Annotated in this window: 15 protein-coding genes and 1 pseudogene; 11 read left to right on the top strand and 5 right to left on the bottom strand. The window is 39.6% G+C overall.

Features of this window, described 5'->3' with window-relative positions; genetic code table 11:
• Positions 1-6: 6 nt before the first annotated feature.
• Positions 7-840: an FKBP-type peptidyl-prolyl cis-trans isomerase gene (locus tag C3V44_RS01460; protein ID WP_106095268.1), complete on the bottom strand. Its 834-nt coding sequence runs from the start codon at positions 838-840 to the stop codon at positions 7-9.
• A 79-nt stretch (positions 841-919) separates the two neighbouring features.
• On the opposite strand from C3V44_RS01460, the gene C3V44_RS01455 reads away from it, so the two are divergent.
• Positions 920-1,306 carry an RNA-binding S4 domain-containing protein gene (locus C3V44_RS01455; protein WP_002672472.1) on the top strand — a complete coding sequence of 129 codons (387 nt, stop codon included), beginning with the start codon at positions 920-922 and terminating at the stop codon, positions 1,304-1,306.
• Here C3V44_RS01455 and C3V44_RS01450 read toward each other — a convergent pair.
• The gene (locus C3V44_RS01450) at positions 1,301-3,646 is read right to left on the bottom strand and encodes a thiamine pyrophosphate-dependent enzyme (protein ID WP_106095267.1); all 2,346 of its coding nucleotides are present in this window, start codon (positions 3,644-3,646) and stop codon (positions 1,301-1,303) included. The genes C3V44_RS01455 and C3V44_RS01450 overlap by 6 nt on opposite strands.
• A 412-nt stretch (positions 3,647-4,058) precedes the next feature.
• Between C3V44_RS01450 and C3V44_RS01445 the strand changes: the two genes are divergently transcribed.
• Positions 4,059-4,670 carry a fumarylacetoacetate hydrolase family protein gene (locus C3V44_RS01445; protein ID WP_106095266.1) on the top strand — a complete coding sequence of 204 codons (612 nt, stop codon included), beginning with the start codon at positions 4,059-4,061 and terminating at the stop codon, positions 4,668-4,670.
• 98 nt (positions 4,671-4,768) lie between these two features.
• Here C3V44_RS01445 and C3V44_RS01440 read toward each other — a convergent pair whose 3' ends face one another.
• Genes C3V44_RS01440 through C3V44_RS01430 form a run of 3 tightly spaced genes read right to left on the bottom strand, consistent with a single transcriptional unit; the run spans position 4,769 to position 7,804 of the window.
• On the bottom strand, positions 4,769-5,545 hold the full coding sequence (locus tag C3V44_RS01440) for a diadenylate cyclase (protein WP_002672484.1): 777 nt from the start codon (positions 5,543-5,545) through the stop codon (positions 4,769-4,771).
• Positions 5,542-6,360, bottom strand: coding sequence for a dihydropteroate synthase (gene folP, locus C3V44_RS01435; RefSeq protein WP_106095265.1), 819 nt, complete (start codon positions 6,358-6,360; stop codon positions 5,542-5,544). Before folP ends, C3V44_RS01440 begins: the two co-directional genes overlap by 4 nt.
• A 25-nt stretch (positions 6,361-6,385) precedes the next feature.
• Complete coding sequence (locus C3V44_RS01430) at positions 6,386-7,804, bottom strand: L-serine ammonia-lyase (protein ID WP_106095264.1); 1,419 nt, start codon at positions 7,802-7,804, stop codon at positions 6,386-6,388.
• 802 nt (positions 7,805-8,606) lie between these two features.
• Between C3V44_RS01430 and C3V44_RS01415 the strand changes: the two genes are divergently transcribed.
• The 9 genes and pseudogenes from C3V44_RS01415 (at position 8,607) to C3V44_RS01375 (ending at position 19,776) form a co-directional block, all read left to right on the top strand.
• Entirely contained in the window at positions 8,607-11,285 is a 2,679-nt protein-coding gene (locus tag C3V44_RS01415; RefSeq protein ID WP_106095263.1) for an AsmA-like C-terminal region-containing protein, read from the top strand.
• A 22-nt stretch (positions 11,286-11,307) separates the two neighbouring features.
• Positions 11,308-12,054, top strand: coding sequence for a 2,3-diphosphoglycerate-dependent phosphoglycerate mutase (gpmA, locus tag C3V44_RS01410; protein WP_002672496.1), 747 nt, complete (start codon positions 11,308-11,310; stop codon positions 12,052-12,054).
• Between the two features lie 149 nt (positions 12,055-12,203).
• Positions 12,204-13,324 (top strand): annotated as a pseudogene (locus tag C3V44_RS01405) (N-acetylmuramoyl-L-alanine amidase).
• Between the two features lie 20 nt (positions 13,325-13,344).
• Positions 13,345-14,295 carry an MlaD family protein gene (locus C3V44_RS01400; RefSeq protein ID WP_009411846.1) on the top strand — a complete coding sequence of 317 codons (951 nt, stop codon included), beginning with the start codon at positions 13,345-13,347 and terminating at the stop codon, positions 14,293-14,295.
• 9 nt (positions 14,296-14,304) lie between these two features.
• Entirely contained in the window at positions 14,305-15,615 is a 1,311-nt protein-coding gene (locus C3V44_RS01395; protein WP_016479419.1) for a (Fe-S)-binding protein, read from the top strand.
• 23 nt (positions 15,616-15,638) lie between these two features.
• Entirely contained in the window at positions 15,639-17,504 is a 1,866-nt protein-coding gene (locus tag C3V44_RS01390; RefSeq protein ID WP_016479418.1) for an ABC-F family ATP-binding cassette domain-containing protein, read from the top strand.
• A gap of 121 nt (positions 17,505-17,625) precedes the next feature.
• Positions 17,626-18,876: a peptidase U32 family protein gene (locus tag C3V44_RS01385; RefSeq protein WP_106095261.1), complete on the top strand. Its 1,251-nt coding sequence runs from the start codon at positions 17,626-17,628 to the stop codon at positions 18,874-18,876.
• Positions 18,877-18,891: 15 nt separating this feature from the next.
• Entirely contained in the window at positions 18,892-19,122 is a 231-nt protein-coding gene (locus C3V44_RS01380) for a ferredoxin (RefSeq protein ID WP_002672503.1), read from the top strand.
• A 39-nt stretch (positions 19,123-19,161) separates the two neighbouring features.
• Positions 19,162-19,776 (top strand): porin family protein, encoded by a 615-nt coding sequence (locus C3V44_RS01375; protein ID WP_048748066.1) that lies wholly within the window; start codon positions 19,162-19,164, stop codon positions 19,774-19,776.
• The last annotated feature ends 5 nt before the right edge of the window (positions 19,777-19,781 follow it).

Genomic DNA, 19,781 nt, shown 5'->3' with positions numbered 1-19,781 from the left:
TTCATTCTACTTACAATCGGCATCTAAATAATCTGGAAGGTATGAAGTATCCTTATTAGCATCACAATCAGGATAAGTTACCACGCCATATTCATTACGCACAATCTCATTTATAGAAGGTTTACCATCGTGATCGTGGTCGGCACGACGTGTAGCAATAAGTCTTACCGTAAAAATTAAAGGTGAATAAGCAGGTATTTTAGCTTGTCTGTTATTGAAATAGCCTAAACCTGAAGGAATAAAGAAAACTCCAACTCCTCCATCTGTAGGAGCATTTAGAGTACCATCACTATTGTTTGTAAGTCCTGTAGCCGATGCTCTTAATTGAGCAACACCCTCCCTAAAACCTCTAATAGTACCTGAAGGCTTGTTGGTAACAATATTACCTATAAGATCTATCCAATTAGAAGTAGATTGTGTTGTTGTTTCATCAAATACACTTAAATCTAATAATTGTCCTTTATAATTCACATATACTGAATCAGCAATAGTAGTGGTAGTTCCTGTCCCCTCTTGCAAAATAAGATAGTAAAGAGTATGACGTACAAGAGTATTATTAGCATCATAGACATCTAATTCCAATCGTTTTAGCTTGCTATCATTGAAGATAGACGCTGTAGTATTAGAGGTTGTTGCAAAGGTAACCGTTTCAGAAATAGTAGTTGTTGCTGAAAAAGTGTATGTATGCGTTTTTAAGAATGTTTCAATATTTTGATTATTCTCATTTCTCACCTCTGTAACATCACGTGGAGGTGTTACATTAGAGTTTTCATTTTTCTTACACGAAATAGCAAATAGCAAACCTATTGTGCTAATAGCAAATATAAATTTATTCATCATATAAAATTTCTTTATTTCTTAGTATAAGATACAATTATTTATTATTTTTGCACTTATTTTTTTCTAAAATCACAAAAAAATGCGAATTGATAAGTACTTATGGTGTGTGCGTTACTTCAAAACACGTAATATAGCTACTGAAGCCTGCAAAAAAGGACACATCAAGGTGAATGGTGAGACTGCAAAACCCTCAAGGGAAATTTACAAAAACGACCAAATAGTAGTGCGTAAGAACCAAATCAACTACCAAATAGAGGTCTTAGATATCCCTGAGAGCCGTGTGGGGGCTAAGTTAGTAGACCTTTATCGCCAAGACAACACGCCTCCTGAGGCTTTTGAACAAGCCGAAATACAAAAACTTGCGCAAGACTATTATCGCGAGAAAGGTGAAGGTCGCCCTACTAAAAAAGATCGCCGTGCTATTGATAATCTCTTGAATGACTTTCAAGAAGATAATGAATTATAACAAGGTTGGATATTTTTCAGGATTAGCTTCGTGCATTATACTGTATATCTTCTCAATAATGCTATCGGCATTAGGTTTAGAGAAATAATCACCATCGGTTGCATATGCAGGGCGGTGATTACCTGCTGCTAAGGTTTGTGGCGCACTATCCAAATACTGATAAGCATTTTGCTCTTCTACAATCTTCTGCAAAATATATGCCGAAGTAGCCCCAGGCATATCTTCATCTACAACCAACAGTCGATTGGTTTTCTGTATACTCTTCACTATATCGTGACGCACATCGAATGGTGCTAAGGATTGTGCATCTATAATCTCTATATCAATACCCATAGAAACTAACTCATCGGCAACTTCACACACGATGCGCAAAGTAGAGCCATAAGATACAACTGTAATATCTTTTCCTTCACGAAGTGTTTCGACTACTCCAATAGGCGTTTTGAACTCAGCGAGATTCGTAGGCATTGGTTCTTTCAGGCGGTAACCATTAAGACATTCCACCACTACCGCAGGTTGATTACCTTCTAAGAGTGTATTGTAGAACCCTGCTGCCTTCACCATATTGCGAGGAGTAAGAATACACACACCACGAAGAGCGTGTAAAAGTATCCCCATAGGTGAACCAGCGTGCCATATTCCTTCTAAACGGTGTCCTCGTGTTCTAACAATCAAAGGGGCTGATTGTCTACCAAAGGTACGATAATGTAAGGTAGCTAAATCATCACTAAGAGTTTGAAGACCGTAGAGAATATAATCTAAGTACTGAATTTCGGCAATAGGACGTAAACCACGCATAGCCAAGCCTATTCCTTGTCCTATAATAGTCGTTTCACGAATACTTGTATCAGCTACTCTTATAGCTCCGTGTTTCTTTTGTAAACCTTCCAAACCTTGGTTTACATCGCCTATATTACCTACATCTTCGCCAAATATCAAAAGGTTAGGGTACTTGGTAAGTAATGCATCAAAGTTCTCACGTAGGATCAGTCTTGCATCAACAAGTTTAGCATCTGGTTCATATATAGGAGCTACTTCTGCTATTTTCATAACATTATGAGTTCCTTCAGTATACAAGTGTTTGCTATACTTAGGTTCATTAGTTGCTATATAGTTAGTTATCCAAGTACGCAAGTTCGATACTTCTTTATTCTCTTTTAAGAACTGTCGCAATGCTTTACGTGCTACATTCATTATTACCTTACGAGAAAGAGTTGGAATTTGAGATAATTCTGTAGCAAAGATACTTTTAGGTTGTATGCTATTGAGTAATTGCAAAAGTTCCTTGCGTTCTGTTTCCATAGGTTTCATATACGCTTCCCAAGCTTTTTTCTTGCCATCACGTACGCGCTTTTTAGCTGCTTCTTCTATTGTCTGCAATTCCTCTTCAGTAGCATATCCTTTCACTAATATCCATTCACGCATTTTGGTAATACAGTCAAAATCCTTTTCCCATTGCAAACGTTCAGCACTTTTATAGCGTTCGTGAGAGCCTGAGGTAGAGTGTCCTTGGGGTTGTGTAAGTTCTTTTACGTGTACCAACACAGGCACGTGCTCTTTACGAGCAATTTTAGCTGCTTTCTGATAAATATCGTACAAAGTGGGATAATCCCAACCTTTAGCAACGAATATTTCAAATCCTTTGTGGTTGGCATCTCGTTGGAAGCCTTTCATCACTTCAGAGATACTCTCTTTGGTAGTGTGGTATTCCTTAGGGACTGAAATGCCATATTCGTCGTCCCAAACCGAAATTACCATTGGCACTTGCATTACGCCCGCAGCATTAAGAGTTTCAAAAAAGTGTCCTTCACTGGTGCTTGCATTACCAATAGTACCCCAAGCTACTTCATTACCATGATTTGAGAAACCTTTACTTTCAGCATTAGGTAACTCACGATATACTTTAGAGGCTTGCGCTAAACCTAATAAACGAGGCATTTGTCCCGCAGTACACGATATGTCGCTACTACTATTCTTTTGTTTTAATAAATCTTTCCAATTTCCCTCTTCATCTAAACTATGAGTAGCAAAGTGTCCACCCATTTGGCGTCCGGCACTGGTGGGGTCTGCTTTTATATCAGCGTGAGCATACAGTCCAGCAAAGAAATTTTCAACTGTATGTACCCCAAGAGCCATCATAAGGGTTTGGTCTCGATAATAACCACTCCGAAAGTCTCCATACTGAAAGGCTCTCGCCATTGCTACTTGGGGGACTTCTTTCCCATCACCAAAAATACCAAATTTTGCTTTACCAGTAAGCACTTCTTTTCTTCCCATCAAACTACATTCTCTACTGAGAACAGCGATGCCATAGTCTTCTAAAATATCTTCTTTTTTCATTGGTTATATCTTATTAAAATAATATTTGTTTTATTTCATAATCATTTTTGTTTTGTTACAAAAAACTCGGGCAAATGTATTACTTTTTTTTTAATTTACAAACATAATACAGTTTTTATTTTTACTTTTGCAATCTATAAGCTGTATTTCAGTAATGGGAAATCATTACATATGAAGCGTATTCTTATCACGATGAACTATTTTTTAAATTGAACAAATAGGTGTTTTGTTACTTTAAAACCTCTCACAGATTTTATAAAATAAAACCTTTCCCAAAGGGAAGAAAACCAAATTATAAATAATAAAGAAAGGCGCTTTTTGCCTCATAGAACTTATTCCTAAGAAGGAATTGTAACAACGTAAAAGCGACTGAAAAATAGTATTTTTATATCAAACTTAGATTTAAATAAAAATGAAAATTATTTGTATAGGTAAAAATTACCGCGAGACTATCGAAACATTTGATAAAACAACGGTTCAGCCCATAGTGGTATTTATGAAGCCCGATACGGCTATTCACAACCTTGAGATTCCTTACTACATTCCTGATTTTACACAGGATTTGCATTACGAAATAGAATTAGTACTGAAAATCAACCAGAATGGAAAGTGCATTTCGGAAAAATTTGCACATAAGTATTACGACGAGATTGCGGTGGGCATTGACTTTACTGCTTGCGACCTGCAAGCGGATTTGAGCCAAAAAGGACTACCGTGGGAGCTGGCGAAGGCTTTTGATGGCTCAGCTATCGTAGGAAAGTTTGTCTCTAAAGAAACTTTTGAGAGTTCTTCCTCTATTCAGTTTCACTTAGACAAAAATGGCTCTACTGTACAAAAGGGCAATACGATACAAATGCTTAGAGGTTTTGACGTTATCATCTCGGAGGTATCTCAGTTCTTTACCCTTCGCAAAGGTGACCTTATCTTTACGGGAACACCTAAAGGTGCAGGGAAAGTTACAACAGGTGATGTGTTAGAAGGATTTTTAATGGGAGAGAAAGGATTTAGTTTGAAAATTAGATAATTTGGAAATTAGCAAATTTAACGATTAGCCCTAGAAGCCCCAAAGCCAGTGAATGCTTGAAGCTCGCTATCTGAAAAAGGTTGTAGCGCGACAAGCAATTAAAAATCGGATTGTACAGCTTTGATGAGTTCATCGTTATTCTTGAACTTTACAAAGGCGCCATTCTTGAAGTAGGAAATGTGTCCGGTTTCTTCAGAAACGACTAAGGCAGTAGCGTCTGTTTTCTCGGTGATAGAAATGGCGGCACGATGACGCAAACCATAGCGTTTAGGCAAATTGATTTCACTTGCAACAGGCAGTATTACCCTTGTAGCTATAATATGATTACCCTTTATCACAATGGCTCCATCGTGTAGCGGACTATTCTTATAAAAGATACTTTCGATAATAGGCTCGGAGAACTCTATATTCACCTTGTCGCCAGTTTGGGTTACAAAGTCGAGAGGCATATTGTGCTCCAAAACAATAAGCGCCCCTGTATTGGTACTGGCTAACTTCTGACATACATTTATCAAACTCTCAATATTAAGCAGAATTTCCTTCTCTTTGAAGAAGTGAAAAGCACGGTGTAGCTTGTTGCGTGCAGTGATATTGGTAGAACCAATGGTGAGCAAGAAGCGACGTATTTCCTGCTGGAATACAACTATCAGTGCGAAGACTCCTACCCCAATGAACTGACCTAATATACTACTGAGCAACTGCATTTGCAAAGCTTCGGTAATCTTCCATATCAAGTAGATAATCACAATACCCATAAAAATATTAATGGCTACCGTGCCTCGAATTAATCGGTAGAGGTAGTACAAGAGGGCTGCAAACAGCACTATGTCAATCGCATCGACGATTGTAAAGTCTAAAATATCGAATAGTTTCATTGTATTTTTTCAAAGAGTGTTACACATTCTTTAGCTTCTTTTACATCGTGTACCCGCAAAATGTGTGCCCCTTTCATCAGGACTATGGTATTGACTACTGTCGTAGCATTCAGCGAACCAGCAGGGTCAGTGTTTAACAATTTGTACAACATCGACTTGCGGGAAAAACCTACCAATAGCGGACAACCAAAGCTATGGAATAGCTCTAAGTGCTTCAACACTTCGTAATTCTGGTCTAAGGTTTTAGAGAAACCAAAGCCTACATCTACTATAAAATCGTTAATCCCCGCTTGCAAGGCTTTAGCTTTGCGCTCAGAAAAATAGTAGCGCATATCACTGATGATATCCTTATAATCAGTGTGCTGTTGCATTGTTTGGGGTGTACCTACGAGGTGCATCGCAATATAAGGCACCTGAAATTGCGCTACTGTAGCCAACATCTGCTCATCTAAGAGTCCGGCAGAAATATCGTTGATAATACAAGCTCCTTCTAAGAGCGATTGGCGTGCTACCTCACTGCGGAAAGTATCTACCGAGATACGTATCTCGGGGAAATGTTGCACCAAAGAGCGCACTACGGGCACTACCCTACTGAGTTCTTCGGTTTGTGAGACTTCGGGTGCATTGGGGCGGGTGCTATAACCACCCACATCAATAAAATCTGCGCCGTGAGCGAGCATTGTTTCTGCGCGTTGTAAGAGCGTTTTTTCGGTTACACGACTTCCTTCGTAGAAAGAGTCGGGGGTATGATTGAGGATTCCCATCACTCGCGGGGTATCCATAGAGAGAAGCTCTCCTTTACAGTTTATTGTCATTAATTGTTAGTTATTAGTCGTTAGATTAGCAGTCAGCCATATTTACAGCTACCGCTAAGCCCCCTTCTGAGGTTTCTTTGTATTTAGAGTTCATATCTTTGGCTGTTTGCCACATAGTATTGATAACCTTGTCTAAGGGTACTTTCGCATTCTTAGGGTCGGTTTCGATAGCCAATTCGGCAGCGTTAATCGCTTTGATTGCGCCCATAGCATTGCGCTCGATACAAGGGATTTGCACCAATCCGCCAATAGGGTCGCAAGTAAGCCCCAAGTGGTGTTCCATTGCTATTTCGGCAGCGATGAGTACCTGCTCAGGAGAACCACCCAAGAGTTCGCAGAGCGCACCTGCCGCCATTGCGGAAGATACACCTATTTCGGCTTGACAACCGCCCATAGCTGCTGAGATGGTTGCCCCTTTTTTGAAGAGACTGCCTATTTCGCCCGCTACCAATAGGAATTGCTGAATTTGCTCCTCGGTAGCTTGTTGGTTTTCGATAGTTATGTAGTAGAGTAACACGGCGGGAATCACCCCTGCACTACCATTGGTAGGTGCCGTAACTACGCGCCCCAACGAAGCATTCACTTCATTAACTGCCAGCGAAAAACAACTCACCCATTTAAGGATTTCGCGAAACTTGATATTCGTTTTCTTGATAGAGTTCAGCCAATTCTCTGGACTATCGTAGGTGACTACCCCTATGAGGTTCTTGTGGATATCATAAGCACGACGGCGCACGTGTAAACCGCCAGGGAGTACACCCTCGGTATGACAACCTATATAAGTACATTCCAACATAGTATGCCATATACGCATCAGTTCGCTATGGATTTGCTCTTCGGTACGCAAGGCTTTTTCGTTTTCATAGACGATTTCGGATATTTTCTTTCCTTCTTGGCAACAATAGCTAATGAGCTGCTCAGCTTTATCAATAGGGAAAGGGAAATTTCGCTGAGTATCTTCCTTGGCTGTTGCTTGTTCTCCTTCTTTTACTATAAAACCACCCCCTACTGAGTAGAAAGTAGAAGCATAACTGAACCCCTCGCCTTCAGCTGTAAAAGTAAGCCCATTGGGGTGAAAAGGCAAAAAATCTCTATTGAAAATAATGTCTTCCTTAGGATTGAAGCTAATGATGCTCTCATTACCTAAATAGAGCTCTTGATTATTAGTAATAGCCGTAATAATCACGTCTAAACTCTCGATAGGCACATACTCAGGGTCGGCACCACTGAGACCTAACATTACTGCCAAATCGGTAGCGTGACCTTTGCCTGTGAGAGAGAGTGAGCCATATAAATCTATGTGCACTTTGGTTGTGCGGGTTAGGAGGTGCTTCTCTCTCAATTCTTTGAGGAAAGCCTCAGCAGCACGCCAAGGACCTAAAGTGTGAGAGCTGGAAGGACCTACCCCTATTTTTAGCATATCGAATACACTTATCTGCTCCATTTTTTCGTTATAAGACTTTATAAGAATGCAAAAATAGAGAGAAATTAGCAAATTAGCAAATTTGAAAATTAGCATATTAGATAAAACACACTAAATTAGTGAAGTAAAAGAAGTATAGCTTGGGTGTAGAATTTGAACAAAAATGATTAATAAAATTTCCTCTAAACCTCTAACGAAGAATCAGCGGACAAAAGACGAAGAAAACCTCCCCCTTACACATACCCAGCTTTCGCTGGCTTCCTCCAAAGGGGGAACTACGACGACGTAAAGACGAACAAAAGACGAACAAAAGACGAACGAATGACGAACAAAAGACGAACGAATGACGAACGAATGACGAAGAAAAGACGAACAAATGACGAACAAAAGACGAACAAAAGACGAACAATGAACGAACAATGAACGAACAAATGACGAACAAATGACGAACAAATGACGAACAATGAACGAACAAAAGACGGTGCGAGCCGCACGGGCAGATAAACAAATAACGAAGAAATGACGAACGAATGACGAACAAAAGACGAACAAAAGACGAACAAAAGACGAACAAAAGACGAACAAATGACGAACAAATGACGAAGGAAAAGCGACGCTAAAGCAAAGGGAAGTTAAAGCTAAGAGAGAGTTAAAAAAGAGGATGTTGGTGGATTTCAACTTTGGTAAAGTGCAAGGTGAAAATTTGCAGACCAATTCTGGTAGACTACAAAAACAAAGAACAAAATAATTATTTCAGAATTTATTGCTAATTGTTAATTATTTCGTATCTTTGCACTCAGAAAACATAATTGCTAAAACACGAATGAAAATAGCTAAAAAAATACTGAAATGGGGAGGTATAACCCTACTGATCCTCATCATCGCAATGATTGCTATTCCTTTTTTCTTTAAAGATACTATCAAGGAAAAGGTTATTGAGATGGCAAATGAAAACTTAAAGGCGAACATCGGATTGCAAGATGTTGATATTAGTCTGTTTAAGAACTTTCCTAAGGCACGCGTTACCCTCAACGATTTTGTTTTGGTAAACAAAGAGCCTTTCGTAGGTGATACACTTTTTGCTGCTAAACACATAGATGTAACGCTTAGCATCAAAGATTTATTAGCGGGCAACTACAATTTGTTAGGAGCTAATGTGAAAGATGCTTCGGTGTATATACACCTTAACAAGGAGGGAGAAGGCAACTATGATATCGCTATTCCTTCGGATAAACCTGAGGAAGAGTCAGCTCCTATCAAGCTAGATATTCAGCGGTACAATGTAGAAAATCTGAAATTTACTTTCAAAATGGACGACGGCAACCTCTTTATGGAAGCAGCCGATATTTACCACAGCGGGAAAGGAAACTTTGCCGAAGAGGTATTGGACTTAGACACTCAGACGAAAGCCAACCTAACTTTTGCAATGGGTAAGAGCACTTTTATGAAGCGAGTGCCTATCACCTTGCAAGCTATTTTGGGCATCGACCTCAAAAATCAGAAATATACTTTCAAGCAAAACAAAGCTACTGTAAATCGTTTGGATTTGGTATTCGATGGTTTTATTCAGTTATTGGAGGAAGGACAACATTACGACCTTACTTTTAGCACCCCTACCAATTCATTTCAAAACTTTTTAGCGCTCATTCCCGAAGAGTACTCTAAAAGCATTGAGAATGTAAAAACCACAGGAAATCTGACTCTGAAAGGTTTTGCCAAAGGTGATATGGTAGGTGATAAAATCCCTACTTTCGGACTTGAAATGTATGCAGACAATGCTTCTTTTAAATATCCGAACCTGCCTAAAACGGTGCGTGACATCACTATCGACCTAAAAGTAAACAACGCTACGGGTATTACCAACGATACCAAAGTGAACCTCAACAAATTTACGATGAGTATCGACCAAGACCATTTTTCGGCTCGTGCCAATGTGAGCAATGTGGTAGTAAACCCGTTTGTGGATATGGCAGTAAAAGGGACTATCAACTTGGCAAACTTATCGCAAGCATACCCTATTTCGTTAAACAAGAAGTTGGCAGGAATCTTACGTGCTGATATAGCGACACAATTGGATATGAAATCGGTAGAGGCTAAGAATTATCAAAAAATTAAAGCACAAGGTAATTTGTCGCTTTCTCAGTTTGTATATGCAGGTGAGGAGTTTGTAAAACCTTTCCATATTGATAACTTAAACGTAGCCTTTAATCCGTCGCACATTGGGCTTTCAAAATTTGATGCTCGCACAGGTGATAGCGACTTACACCTTACTGGAACGATAGATAATCTGTACGGTTTTGCTTTCAGAAAAGAAATCCTCAAAGGAAACTTTAATCTATCTTCGAACAAGTTAGTAGTAAACGATTTTATGCAACCCGCAACAGAAACGTCTGCTCCTGCGAAACAAGAAACCAAAGAAGCACCTAAAGCTAATAAGACCTCTACAAAAGAAGCGGCTATAAAAGTACCTGCTTTCTTAGATTGTGCGCTTACTGCAAAAGCCAATACGGTGTTATACGACAATTTGAAATTGAGTAATGTATCGGGTAAACTGATTATAAAAGACCAAAAAGTAACCTTAGAGAACTTAAAATCGGATATTTTTGGAGGAAATATAGCTCTTGCAGGAGATGTATCGACCAAAGAAAAAGTACCTACCTTTGACGTAGATTTGAACCTCAACCGCCTTAACATATCCGATGCTTTTACGCAAATTACTATGCTCGAAAAGATAGCACCTATTGCTAAAGCTGTACAAGGGAAAGTGAATACGGTTATCAACGTAAAAGGTAATTTGAAAAACGATTTAACTCCTCAAATTAACAGTATCTCGGGCGACCTATTTGCAGCACTTATCGACTCCAAGATTGACAGCCACGGTTCTCCTCTACTCTCAGCTTTAGACAGCCAATTTACAGGATTAAATTTAGCCAATCTCAACCTGAAAGATGTGAAAGCAGCGGTTGATTTTGAAGATGGAAAAGTAAAAATCAAGCCTTTTACTATCAAATATAAAGATGTAGCCATAGAGGTAGCAGGTTCTCACGGATTTGACCAACAGATGAATTACAAGCTCACCTTTAATGTACCGCCTCAAATGTTGGGTAAAGAAGCAGAAGGTTTGTTAGCAAAACTGACTCCTGAAAACCAGAAAAAGATAAACAACTTGCCTGTGGTAGCAACCGTAGGTGGAACTTTCAAAAAACCACAAGTAAGCACCGATGCTAAAGCCGTAGTAAAAAATTTGGCTACCCAAATAGCTAAAAACCAAATTAACAACCTTACCGCTAAAGGCACTGACGCACTACAAAAGGCTTTAGGAGGTAAAACAAGTTCGGGTACAGCAGGCGAAATAACCAAAACGGTGGGAGGACTGATGAAGAACAAAGACAGCACAATGACTAAAGTGAAAGAGAAAGCCAAAGAAGAGGCTAAAAAAGAAGCCAAGAAACAAATAGGCAATTTCCTCAGAGGTTTGGGTAAAAAAGAAGGAGAAGAATAAGAATAAAATTAATTAAATATATATGTATAAAGTAGTACTTTTACGCCACGGGCAAAGTGAATGGAACAAGCTCAACTTATTCACAGGGTGGCAAGATGTAGATTTAACAGAGCAAGGCGTACAAGAAGCACGTGAAGCAGGACGCGTAATGAAAGAAGAAGGCTTCAAATTTGATGTTGCCTATACTTCAGTGCTCAAAAGAGCTATCAAAACCTTGAACAATGCTTTGGAGGCGATGGGCGACCTTTGGGTGCCTACACACAAAAGCTGGAGACTCAATGAAAAGAGTTACGGGGCGCTACAAGGTTTGAACAAAGCTGAAACTGCTGCTAAATACGGTGAAGACCAAGTACTTTTGTGGAGACGCTCTTACGATGTTCGTCCTCCACTTATTGAAGAATCAGACGAACGTCACCCCTCACACGACCGTCGTTACGCTTCACTTACCAAAGAAGAAAAAACAGCAGGCGAAAGTTTGAAAGATTGTTATGACCGTATGTTGCCTATATGGTTTAACGAGATTGCGCCAGACATTAAAGCAGGCAAGAGTGTGATTATAGCAGCACACGGTAACAGCTTGCGTTCTTTGGTACAATATCTCGACGGGCTTTCAAAAGAAGAAATCTTAAAGCTCAATATCCCAACGGGAGTACCTTTGGTATATGAACTCGATGCTAATTTAAAACCTATCAAACATTATTATTTAGGCGACCAAGAAGCTATTGCAGCCGCTATCAACAGCGTGGCAAATCAAGGTAAATCAAAATAAAATTTGCTTGATATATTGATAGAAGAAGGAGGTTATTTATTGCAGATAACCTCCTTTATTCCTTTAAAAATGAAACTTTAACGTCACGCTTTTTGTATATTCGAGTAAAATAATTACCTTTGCACCAATTTTAAGCAGAACATATATTAATGAAATTTATATACATTCTTCTTTTTTCACTATGCAGTAGTACTTTTAGTCTGTTTTATGGACAGAAGAACCCTGTGTTTAAAGTAGTTTTAGATGCGGGTCACGGAGGTAAAGACCCCGGTAAAGTAGTACAGAAAAACATCTTTGAGAAAGATGTGGTGCTGAAAATAGTATTATTAGTAGGCAAAAAGTTAGAGGCTTACCCTGATATAAAGGTGATTTACACTCGCAAAACCGATGTGCTAATTGACCTTTATGAGCGTGGAGCTATTGCCAACAGGAACAAAGCCGATGTATTCGTTTCAGTACACTGCAACGCTCACGAAACACAAGTAGACGGTGCGGAAACATATGTATTAGGGCTACACGCCAACCAGCAGAACTTTGAGGTTGCCAAAGCCGAAAACTCGGTAATCTACTTGGAAGATGATTACAAAAAGAAATACGCCAAGTACAATATCAACTCACCTGAATCGGTAATAGGGCTATCTATTATGCAAGAAGAGTTCTTGGAGCAGAGCATTCAGCTAGCTAAGTTAGTGCAAAACCAACTCACAGGAGTGATGAAACGCACTAACAGAGGCGTACGCCAAGCAGGATTTATCGTCTTGCACCAAACCTATATGCCGAGTATCCTTATAGAAACAGCATTCCTTACTAACAACGAGGAACGCAAATTCCTCACCTCGGCTAAGGGGCAAGAAGAGTTTGCAGAGAACATTGCTGAGGCGATACTCGCTTACAAGAAATGGATAGAAGACAAAAGTTCTTATACTACCCCTGACGACAGTATTTCACAAGTAAGAGAAAAAAGTAATACCCCGAGACAAAGTACAAGTAATAGCACTATCAACAACAGCGATTTGAGCTATAAAGTACAGATATCATCAAGCCTTAAAAATTTAGAAACAAAGGCTTTTAACTTCAAAGGACTCTCGCCTATATCGGTTGAAAAAGACGGGCGTGTATATGTGTATTACTATGGTGATACTTCGAAGCACAGAGAAGCCCTTGAGCTACTGAACAAAGCAAAAAAAAAGGGTATAAAGATGCTTATATCGTAGCTTTTTACCAAAAGAAACGCATTACAGTAGAAAGAGCTAAACAAATAGAAAAGTAAACTTATTCAAATAGAAACTGATGAAACTATCCAGAGAAATAAAAACAGCTATTATAGTTGTGGCGGGTATTGCCGCTTTTTATATAGGCTTTAACTTCTTGAAGTCTAAATCATTATTTAATAAAACGAATACTTATTACGCTTATTTTCCTCATTCAGGAGGATTAAAAACAGGTACACAAATCACTGTAAATGGGGTGAAAGTAGGGAGTGTGGAAGCAGTGGACTTAGAAGAGAAAAGTGCCAAGATAAAAATCACGATGGAGTGTTCAGACGATTTTAAGTTCTCTAAGAATAGTGTAGCTGAGCTTTACAACAGTTTGCTTGGAGGTGCAGGACTGCAAATTATTCCCGCCTTCGATAATGCTCCTATAGCCGTATCGGGAGATGTATTAGAAGCACGCGTACAAGAAGATATGCTCGCCTCTATCTCTTCGTCAATCAAACCTACACAAGACAAACTCAATCGCCTTTTAGGACAAGCCGATACCACTCTTACAGGGGTGAACAGTGTTTTAGATGCTAAAACTACTAACAATTTAAAAATTGCCATTGCCGAACTGAGCGCGACAATGCACAACCTAAATCAGGCATCAGTAAACCTCAATAAGATGTTGGTAGCTAATCAAGCCAATTTGAATGCTACTTTAAGCAATGCTAATAAAATCACTACTGATCTATCAAAAGTATCAGGACAGCTTTCGGAAGCTGAACTTAATAAAGTAATTGCCAATGCACAAACAACTCTTAACAACCTCAATACTCTTTTGGCTGAAGTAGAAGGAGGCAAGGGTACTATTGGAAAATTACTAAAAGACGAAACGCTCTATAAAGATTTAGACAAATCGGCTAAACAGCTCGAATTGCTCTTGCAAGACCTTCGTTTAAATCCTAAGCGTTATCTTCATTTCTCCGTTTTTGGTAAAAAAGCTAAAACATACGAGCCTCAAGACGAAGAAAAAGGAGAATAAACTGTATTGATGAGCTTCTTTCCTAACATAGTATTTATAATACTTCTCTGTATAGGAGGAGGCTTTTTTATTTATAATCTACGGAAACTCATTAGGAATATCCGTTTAGGCAAGCCGGAAGACACTTCTGGCAACCGCAAAGAGCGACTCAAAAATATGTTGTGGCTCGCTTTAGGGCAACGAAAAATGTTGGTACGCCCCATAGTAGGTGTGTTGCATATTATTGTATATGCAGGTTTCTTGATTATCAACATCGAACTTTTAGAGATTATTACTGACGGTATCATAGGAACCCACCGCATATTTGCCTTCTTAGGGGCGTTTTACAACTTCTTGATAGCTTCTTTTGAGGTGTTGGCTCTCTTAGTGATTGTAGCAGTAACCGTATTTTGGATAAGGAGAAACGTACTAAAATTACCACGCTTTCGCAAGGCAGAAATCAGAGGGTGGGCAAAAAAAGATGCAAGCAATATCCTTTATGCCGAAATGGTAATGATGAGTCTTTTCCTACTGATGAACGCTGCCGATGCTCAGCTACAAGCATTACACGTACCCCACTACGTGCAAGCAGGTTCTTTTCCTGTGAGCGAATGGTTACGCCCCTTGTTAGGAAACGCTTCGGTAAGCACTCTTATCGTTGTAGAACGCAGTTGTTGGTGGTTACACATTACCGGGGTTTTATGCTTTTTAAACTACTTGTATTACTCCAAACACCTACACATACTGTTAGCTTTCCCTAATACGTACTACGCACCTATTCGTCCGTTAGGAGCTTCTAAGGTAAATCCAGCGGTAACACAAGAGGTGAAACTAATGTTAGACCCCAATGCCGATCCTTTTGCAACACCACAAGACACAGCCCCTCCTGATAAGTTTGGAGCTTCGGACGTGACCGACCTCACTTGGTTACAGCTGATGAACGCCTATACTTGTACCGAGTGCGGGCGTTGTACCGATGAATGTCCGGCGAATCTCACTGGTAAAAAGCTTTCTCCTCGCGCGATTATGATGAAAACACGTGACCGCTTAGAAGAGGTAGGGCGCAATATCGACAAACACGGTACTTTTGAACCCGATGGTAAACAACTTTTAGGCGACTACATTACTCCTGAAGAACTATGGGCTTGTACCACTTGCAATGCTTGTGTGGAGGTATGCCCTGTGAGTATCAGTCCGTTATCTATTATTATGGATATGAGGCAGTATTTGGTAATGGAAGAATCGGCAGCCCCTACCGAACTCAATGTGATGATGACTAATATAGAGAACAACGGAGCCCCTTGGGCGTATAGCCAAGCAGATAGAAACATCACAAATTAATTTTAATTTATTATCTAAATTAAATGAACTTACTATCCGTAGAAAATATATCAAAAGCCTTTGGCGAACGCATAATCCTTGAAAACATCTCTTTTGGCATCAATAAAGACCAAAAAATAGCCTTTATCGCTAAAAATGGTACAGGGAAGACTACTTTACTCAATATTATTGCAGGCAAAGACCAACCCGATAGCGGACAAGTAGTATTCCGTAAGGGCATACATATAGGTTTTCTCTCACAAAATCCCTCTTTTAACGAAGAACTAACGGTAGAAGAGACTATTTTTGCAACCGACAATCCTATTTTACGATTGATTCAGGAGTACGAACACGCTTTACAGCACCCTGAAAACGAAATGGCTTATCAAAAGGCTTTTGAACAGATGGAACGCCATAATGCCTGGGATTTTGAAACACAATACAAACAAATACTCTTCCGCCTAAAATTAGACAACCTTCAACAGAAAGTAAAAAACCTTTCAGGAGGACAGAAAAAGCGTCTCGCCTTAGCCAATGTACTTATTAGCAAACCTGACTTGCTGATATTGGACGAACCTACGAACCACCTAGACTTAGAAATGATTGAATGGTTAGAACAGTACTTTACCAAAGAAAACCTCACACTCTTCATCGTTACACACGATCGTTATTTCTTGGAACGCGTGTGCAATGAAATCCTGGAATTGGACAATGGCGAACTATTCAGCTACAAAGGGAACTACTCTTATTTCTTAGAGAAAAAAGAACAGCGATTGGCACAAGAGCAGGCATCGGTAGAGAAGGCTAAAAACCTTTATGTAAAGGAACTCGACTGGATGCGTAGGCAACCTAAGGCACGGACTACCAAATCGAAATCGCGTATAGACGATTTTTATAAGATAAAGGAGGCAGCCCACAAGCGTCGGAAGGAGCACTCGGTACAGCTCGAAATCAATATGGAGCGATTGGGAAGCAAGACGGTGGAGTTTCACAATGTGAGCAAGAGCTTCGGAGACTTGCGCGTGCTCAATAAGTTCAATTATAATTTCTTGCGGGGCGAACGAGTGGGAATTATAGGTAAGAACGGCACAGGCAAATCCACCTTTCTCAACTTGCTCACCTCGTCTATCACACCTGATAGTGGTAAAATAGTAGTGGGAGACACTATTAAGTTCGGGTACTATACCCAAGATGGCATTGAGGTACAACAAGGACAAAAGGTAATAGAAGTGATACAAAAGTATGGTGATTACATTCCCCTACTTAAAGGGCGCACTCTCTCAGCAGGACAGCTATTGGAGCGCTTTCTCTTCGACCGTAAAAAGCAATACGACTATGTAGAGAAACTCAGCGGAGGGGAACTCAAACGCTTATACCTATGTACTGTACTCATTCAAAACCCCAATTTTTTGATTTTAGATGAGCCTACGAACGACCTCGATATTGTTACTCTGAACGTCTTAGAAGACTTTTTATTAGACTATCCAGGGTGCTTGGTGGTAGTATCGCACGACCGCTATTTTATGGATAAAATAGTAGACCACCTTTTTGTCTTCAAAGGCAATGGCGAAGTAGAGGATTTCCCTGGTAACTACACCGATTACCGCGTGTACGAAGAGAGCGTTCCTCCGACAGACGATACTCCAAAGAAAGAAGCCACCAAAAACACTTGGCGCAAGGACGGAATGAAAGGTTTATCGTTCAACGAGCAGAAGGAATACAACCGATTGGAAAAAGAAATAGCGCAGTTAGAAGAGAAAAAAACTGCTATAGAAGCTACTTTTGCCGAAGGAAGTCTTAGTAGTAATGAAATACAAGAACAATCAGTAGCCTTGCAAGAGACACTTACTGCCATAGAGGAAAAGACCGAACGCTGGTTTGAACTAATGGAAAAGCTAGAAGAACATTAATATTTTACTTCACTGACAAGTTAGCATATTAAGCATATTTTCGCTATTTACTTAATTTTATACATTACAATTTTCAAATTCTACTTTATTTTCGTATCTTTGCCCCCTCACTCACTATATAATGACTCATTCAGGAAAAATTGAACTAATGGCACCAGCTGGTAATTTTGAGTCCCTACAAGCGGCAATAGACAATGGTGCCGACTCAGTGTACTTTGGGGTAGACCAGCTGAATATGCGCGCAAGGGCAAGTATCAACTTTACGATTGACGACCTTGATGAAATAGCGCGTCGTTGTGCTCCTAAGGGTATTCGCACTTATCTCACCCTTAATACTATTATTTATGACCACGACTTATCTATCATCAAAACACTATTAGACGCTGCTAAAAAAGCAGGTCTTACAGCTGTGATAGCTATGGATCAGGCAGTCATAGCTTATGCTCGACAAATAGGAATGGAGGTGCATATCTCTACCCAAATCAATATCACTAATATTGAAACCGTGCGCTTCTATGCGATGTTTGCTGATACAATGGTAATGAGCCGTGAACTGAGCTTGCGACAAATCAAGAAGATATGTGAGCAGATAGAAAAAGAGCAAATCAAAGGACCTTCGGGCAATTTGGTAGAAATAGAAATATTTGGACACGGGGCGCTTTGTATGGCGGTATCGGGCAAGTGCTACCTGAGTTTGCACTCGCACAATTCATCAGCCAATCGCGGAGCTTGCAAGCAAAACTGCCGCAAGAAATACACTGTAATCGACCAAGAAAGCGGTTTTGAAATAGAATTAGACAACGAGTATATGATGTCGCCTAAAGACCTCTGCACGATTGACTTCCTAGACCAAGTAATCGACACAGGGGCAAAGGTGTTAAAGATTGAAGGACGTGGGCGCGCTCCTGAGTATGTGGCTACCGTTATTCGCACCTACCGAGAAGCAATAGATGCTTATTATGCAAGCACATACAGTAAAGAAAAATTTGAAGGCTGGATAGAAGCCCTCAAAACGGTGTACAATCGCGGTTTCTGGAGTGGATATTATTTAGGGCAAAAGCTCGGTGAATGGAGTGAGAACCCAGGCTCTAATGCTACCCAAAAGAAAGTATACATTGGGCAAGGCAAACACTATTTTCCTAAAACTGGTATAGCAGAGTTTGTTATTGAAGCCTTTGATATAAAGATAGGCGACAAGTTGCTCATCACTGGACCTTCAACAGGCGTTCAAGAAATAGAGCTCACCTCAATGATGGTAAACGATAGTCCTGCTGAAAGAGCTAAGAAAGGTGATTCTTGTACTATCAAAACCAATTTCAGAATAAGGTTATCAGATAAACTGTATAAAATAGTAAAAACAAATATCAATTAGCAGATTTAGTTTAATATGGTAATAGTAACCTTACAGCGTGAAAAATGCATAGGCTGTAACTACTGCGTAGAGATGGCTCCTGAGCAGTTCCAGATGTCGAAAAAAGATGGTAAGAGCGTATTATTACGTTCCACTGAAAAGAAAGGCTTCTTCACCCTAAAAAGTTATGACGATAGTATTTTTGAGGATTGTGAGAAAGCACAAAAAGCCTGCCCCGTGAAGATTATCTCTACCAAAAAATTATAGTATTAACAACAAACGACTAACATCTAAAAATAATAAACAATGAGAAAAATAGTATTATTAGCCATATGTTTGTTTGCTTTTTACAATGTAAAAGCACAATACATAGGAGTGAAAGCAGGGTACAATTATGCTACCTTAAAAGGAGATGTAAGTAGTGAGGCAAGTTTTAAACCATATCACGGTTATTATGCTGGGGTTACTTTAGAGTTTCCCCTATCTAAATTGTTCTCTTTACAGATAGAAGGTATCTACAATCGTCGTGGTGCACAAATAAAATCTGATAGATATGGGAATGCTACTTTGGCTCTTGATTATATTTCGGCTCCTGTAATGGCACGATTCAATGTAGGGAAGGGTATTAATTTGCACGTAGGCCCTCAGATAGAATATCGCATTGACCAGCCTAATTTTTACTTCAATGGTACAGAACCCGTAACTCGTGTAAAATCAGATGCCATAGACATTATAGATGTAGCTATGACCGCAGGGATAGGTTACACTACTGATGCAGGTTGGTTTTTCGAAATACGCTGGGTACAAGGACTCACTAATATCTTTGAGGGCGATGAGGCAAGCCTCATAAGTACGGGTATTGCTAATTCTTACGACTTTAAAAATAGAACGCTCTCAATGGGAGTAGGGTATCAATTTTAAGCTAA

Source organism: Capnocytophaga sp. oral taxon 864 (assembly GCF_002998835.1).
GTDB lineage: Bacteria > Bacteroidota > Bacteroidia > Flavobacteriales > Flavobacteriaceae > Capnocytophaga > Capnocytophaga ochracea.
This window is presented reverse-complemented; position numbering and strand designations above follow the sequence as displayed.

Bases quoted from the DNA above. Each gene is read 5' to 3' on its own strand.
- C3V44_RS01460 (WP_106095268.1), bottom strand. From the start codon at position 840: ATGATGAATAAATTTATATTTGCTATTAGCACAATAGGTTTGCTATTT.
- C3V44_RS01455 (WP_002672472.1), top strand. From the start codon at position 920: ATGCGAATTGATAAGTACTTATGGTGTGTGCGTTACTTCAAAACACGT.
- C3V44_RS01450 (WP_106095267.1), bottom strand. From the start codon at position 3,646: ATGAAAAAAGAAGATATTTTAGAAGACTATGGCATCGCTGTTCTCAGT.
- C3V44_RS01445 (WP_106095266.1), top strand. From the start codon at position 4,059: ATGAAAATTATTTGTATAGGTAAAAATTACCGCGAGACTATCGAAACA.
- C3V44_RS01440 (WP_002672484.1), bottom strand. From the start codon at position 5,545: ATGAAACTATTCGATATTTTAGACTTTACAATCGTCGATGCGATTGAC.
- folP (WP_106095265.1), bottom strand. From the start codon at position 6,360: ATGACAATAAACTGTAAAGGAGAGCTTCTCTCTATGGATACCCCGCGA.
- C3V44_RS01430 (WP_106095264.1), bottom strand. From the start codon at position 7,804: ATGGAGCAGATAAGTGTATTCGATATGCTAAAAATAGGGGTAGGTCCT.
- C3V44_RS01415 (WP_106095263.1), top strand. From the start codon at position 8,607: ATGAAAATAGCTAAAAAAATACTGAAATGGGGAGGTATAACCCTACTG.
- gpmA (WP_002672496.1), top strand. From the start codon at position 11,308: ATGTATAAAGTAGTACTTTTACGCCACGGGCAAAGTGAATGGAACAAG.
- C3V44_RS01400 (WP_009411846.1), top strand. From the start codon at position 13,345: ATGAAACTATCCAGAGAAATAAAAACAGCTATTATAGTTGTGGCGGGT.
- C3V44_RS01395 (WP_016479419.1), top strand. From the start codon at position 14,305: ATGAGCTTCTTTCCTAACATAGTATTTATAATACTTCTCTGTATAGGA.
- C3V44_RS01390 (WP_016479418.1), top strand. From the start codon at position 15,639: ATGAACTTACTATCCGTAGAAAATATATCAAAAGCCTTTGGCGAACGC.
- C3V44_RS01385 (WP_106095261.1), top strand. From the start codon at position 17,626: ATGACTCATTCAGGAAAAATTGAACTAATGGCACCAGCTGGTAATTTT.
- C3V44_RS01380 (WP_002672503.1), top strand. From the start codon at position 18,892: ATGGTAATAGTAACCTTACAGCGTGAAAAATGCATAGGCTGTAACTAC.
- C3V44_RS01375 (WP_048748066.1), top strand. From the start codon at position 19,162: ATGAGAAAAATAGTATTATTAGCCATATGTTTGTTTGCTTTTTACAAT.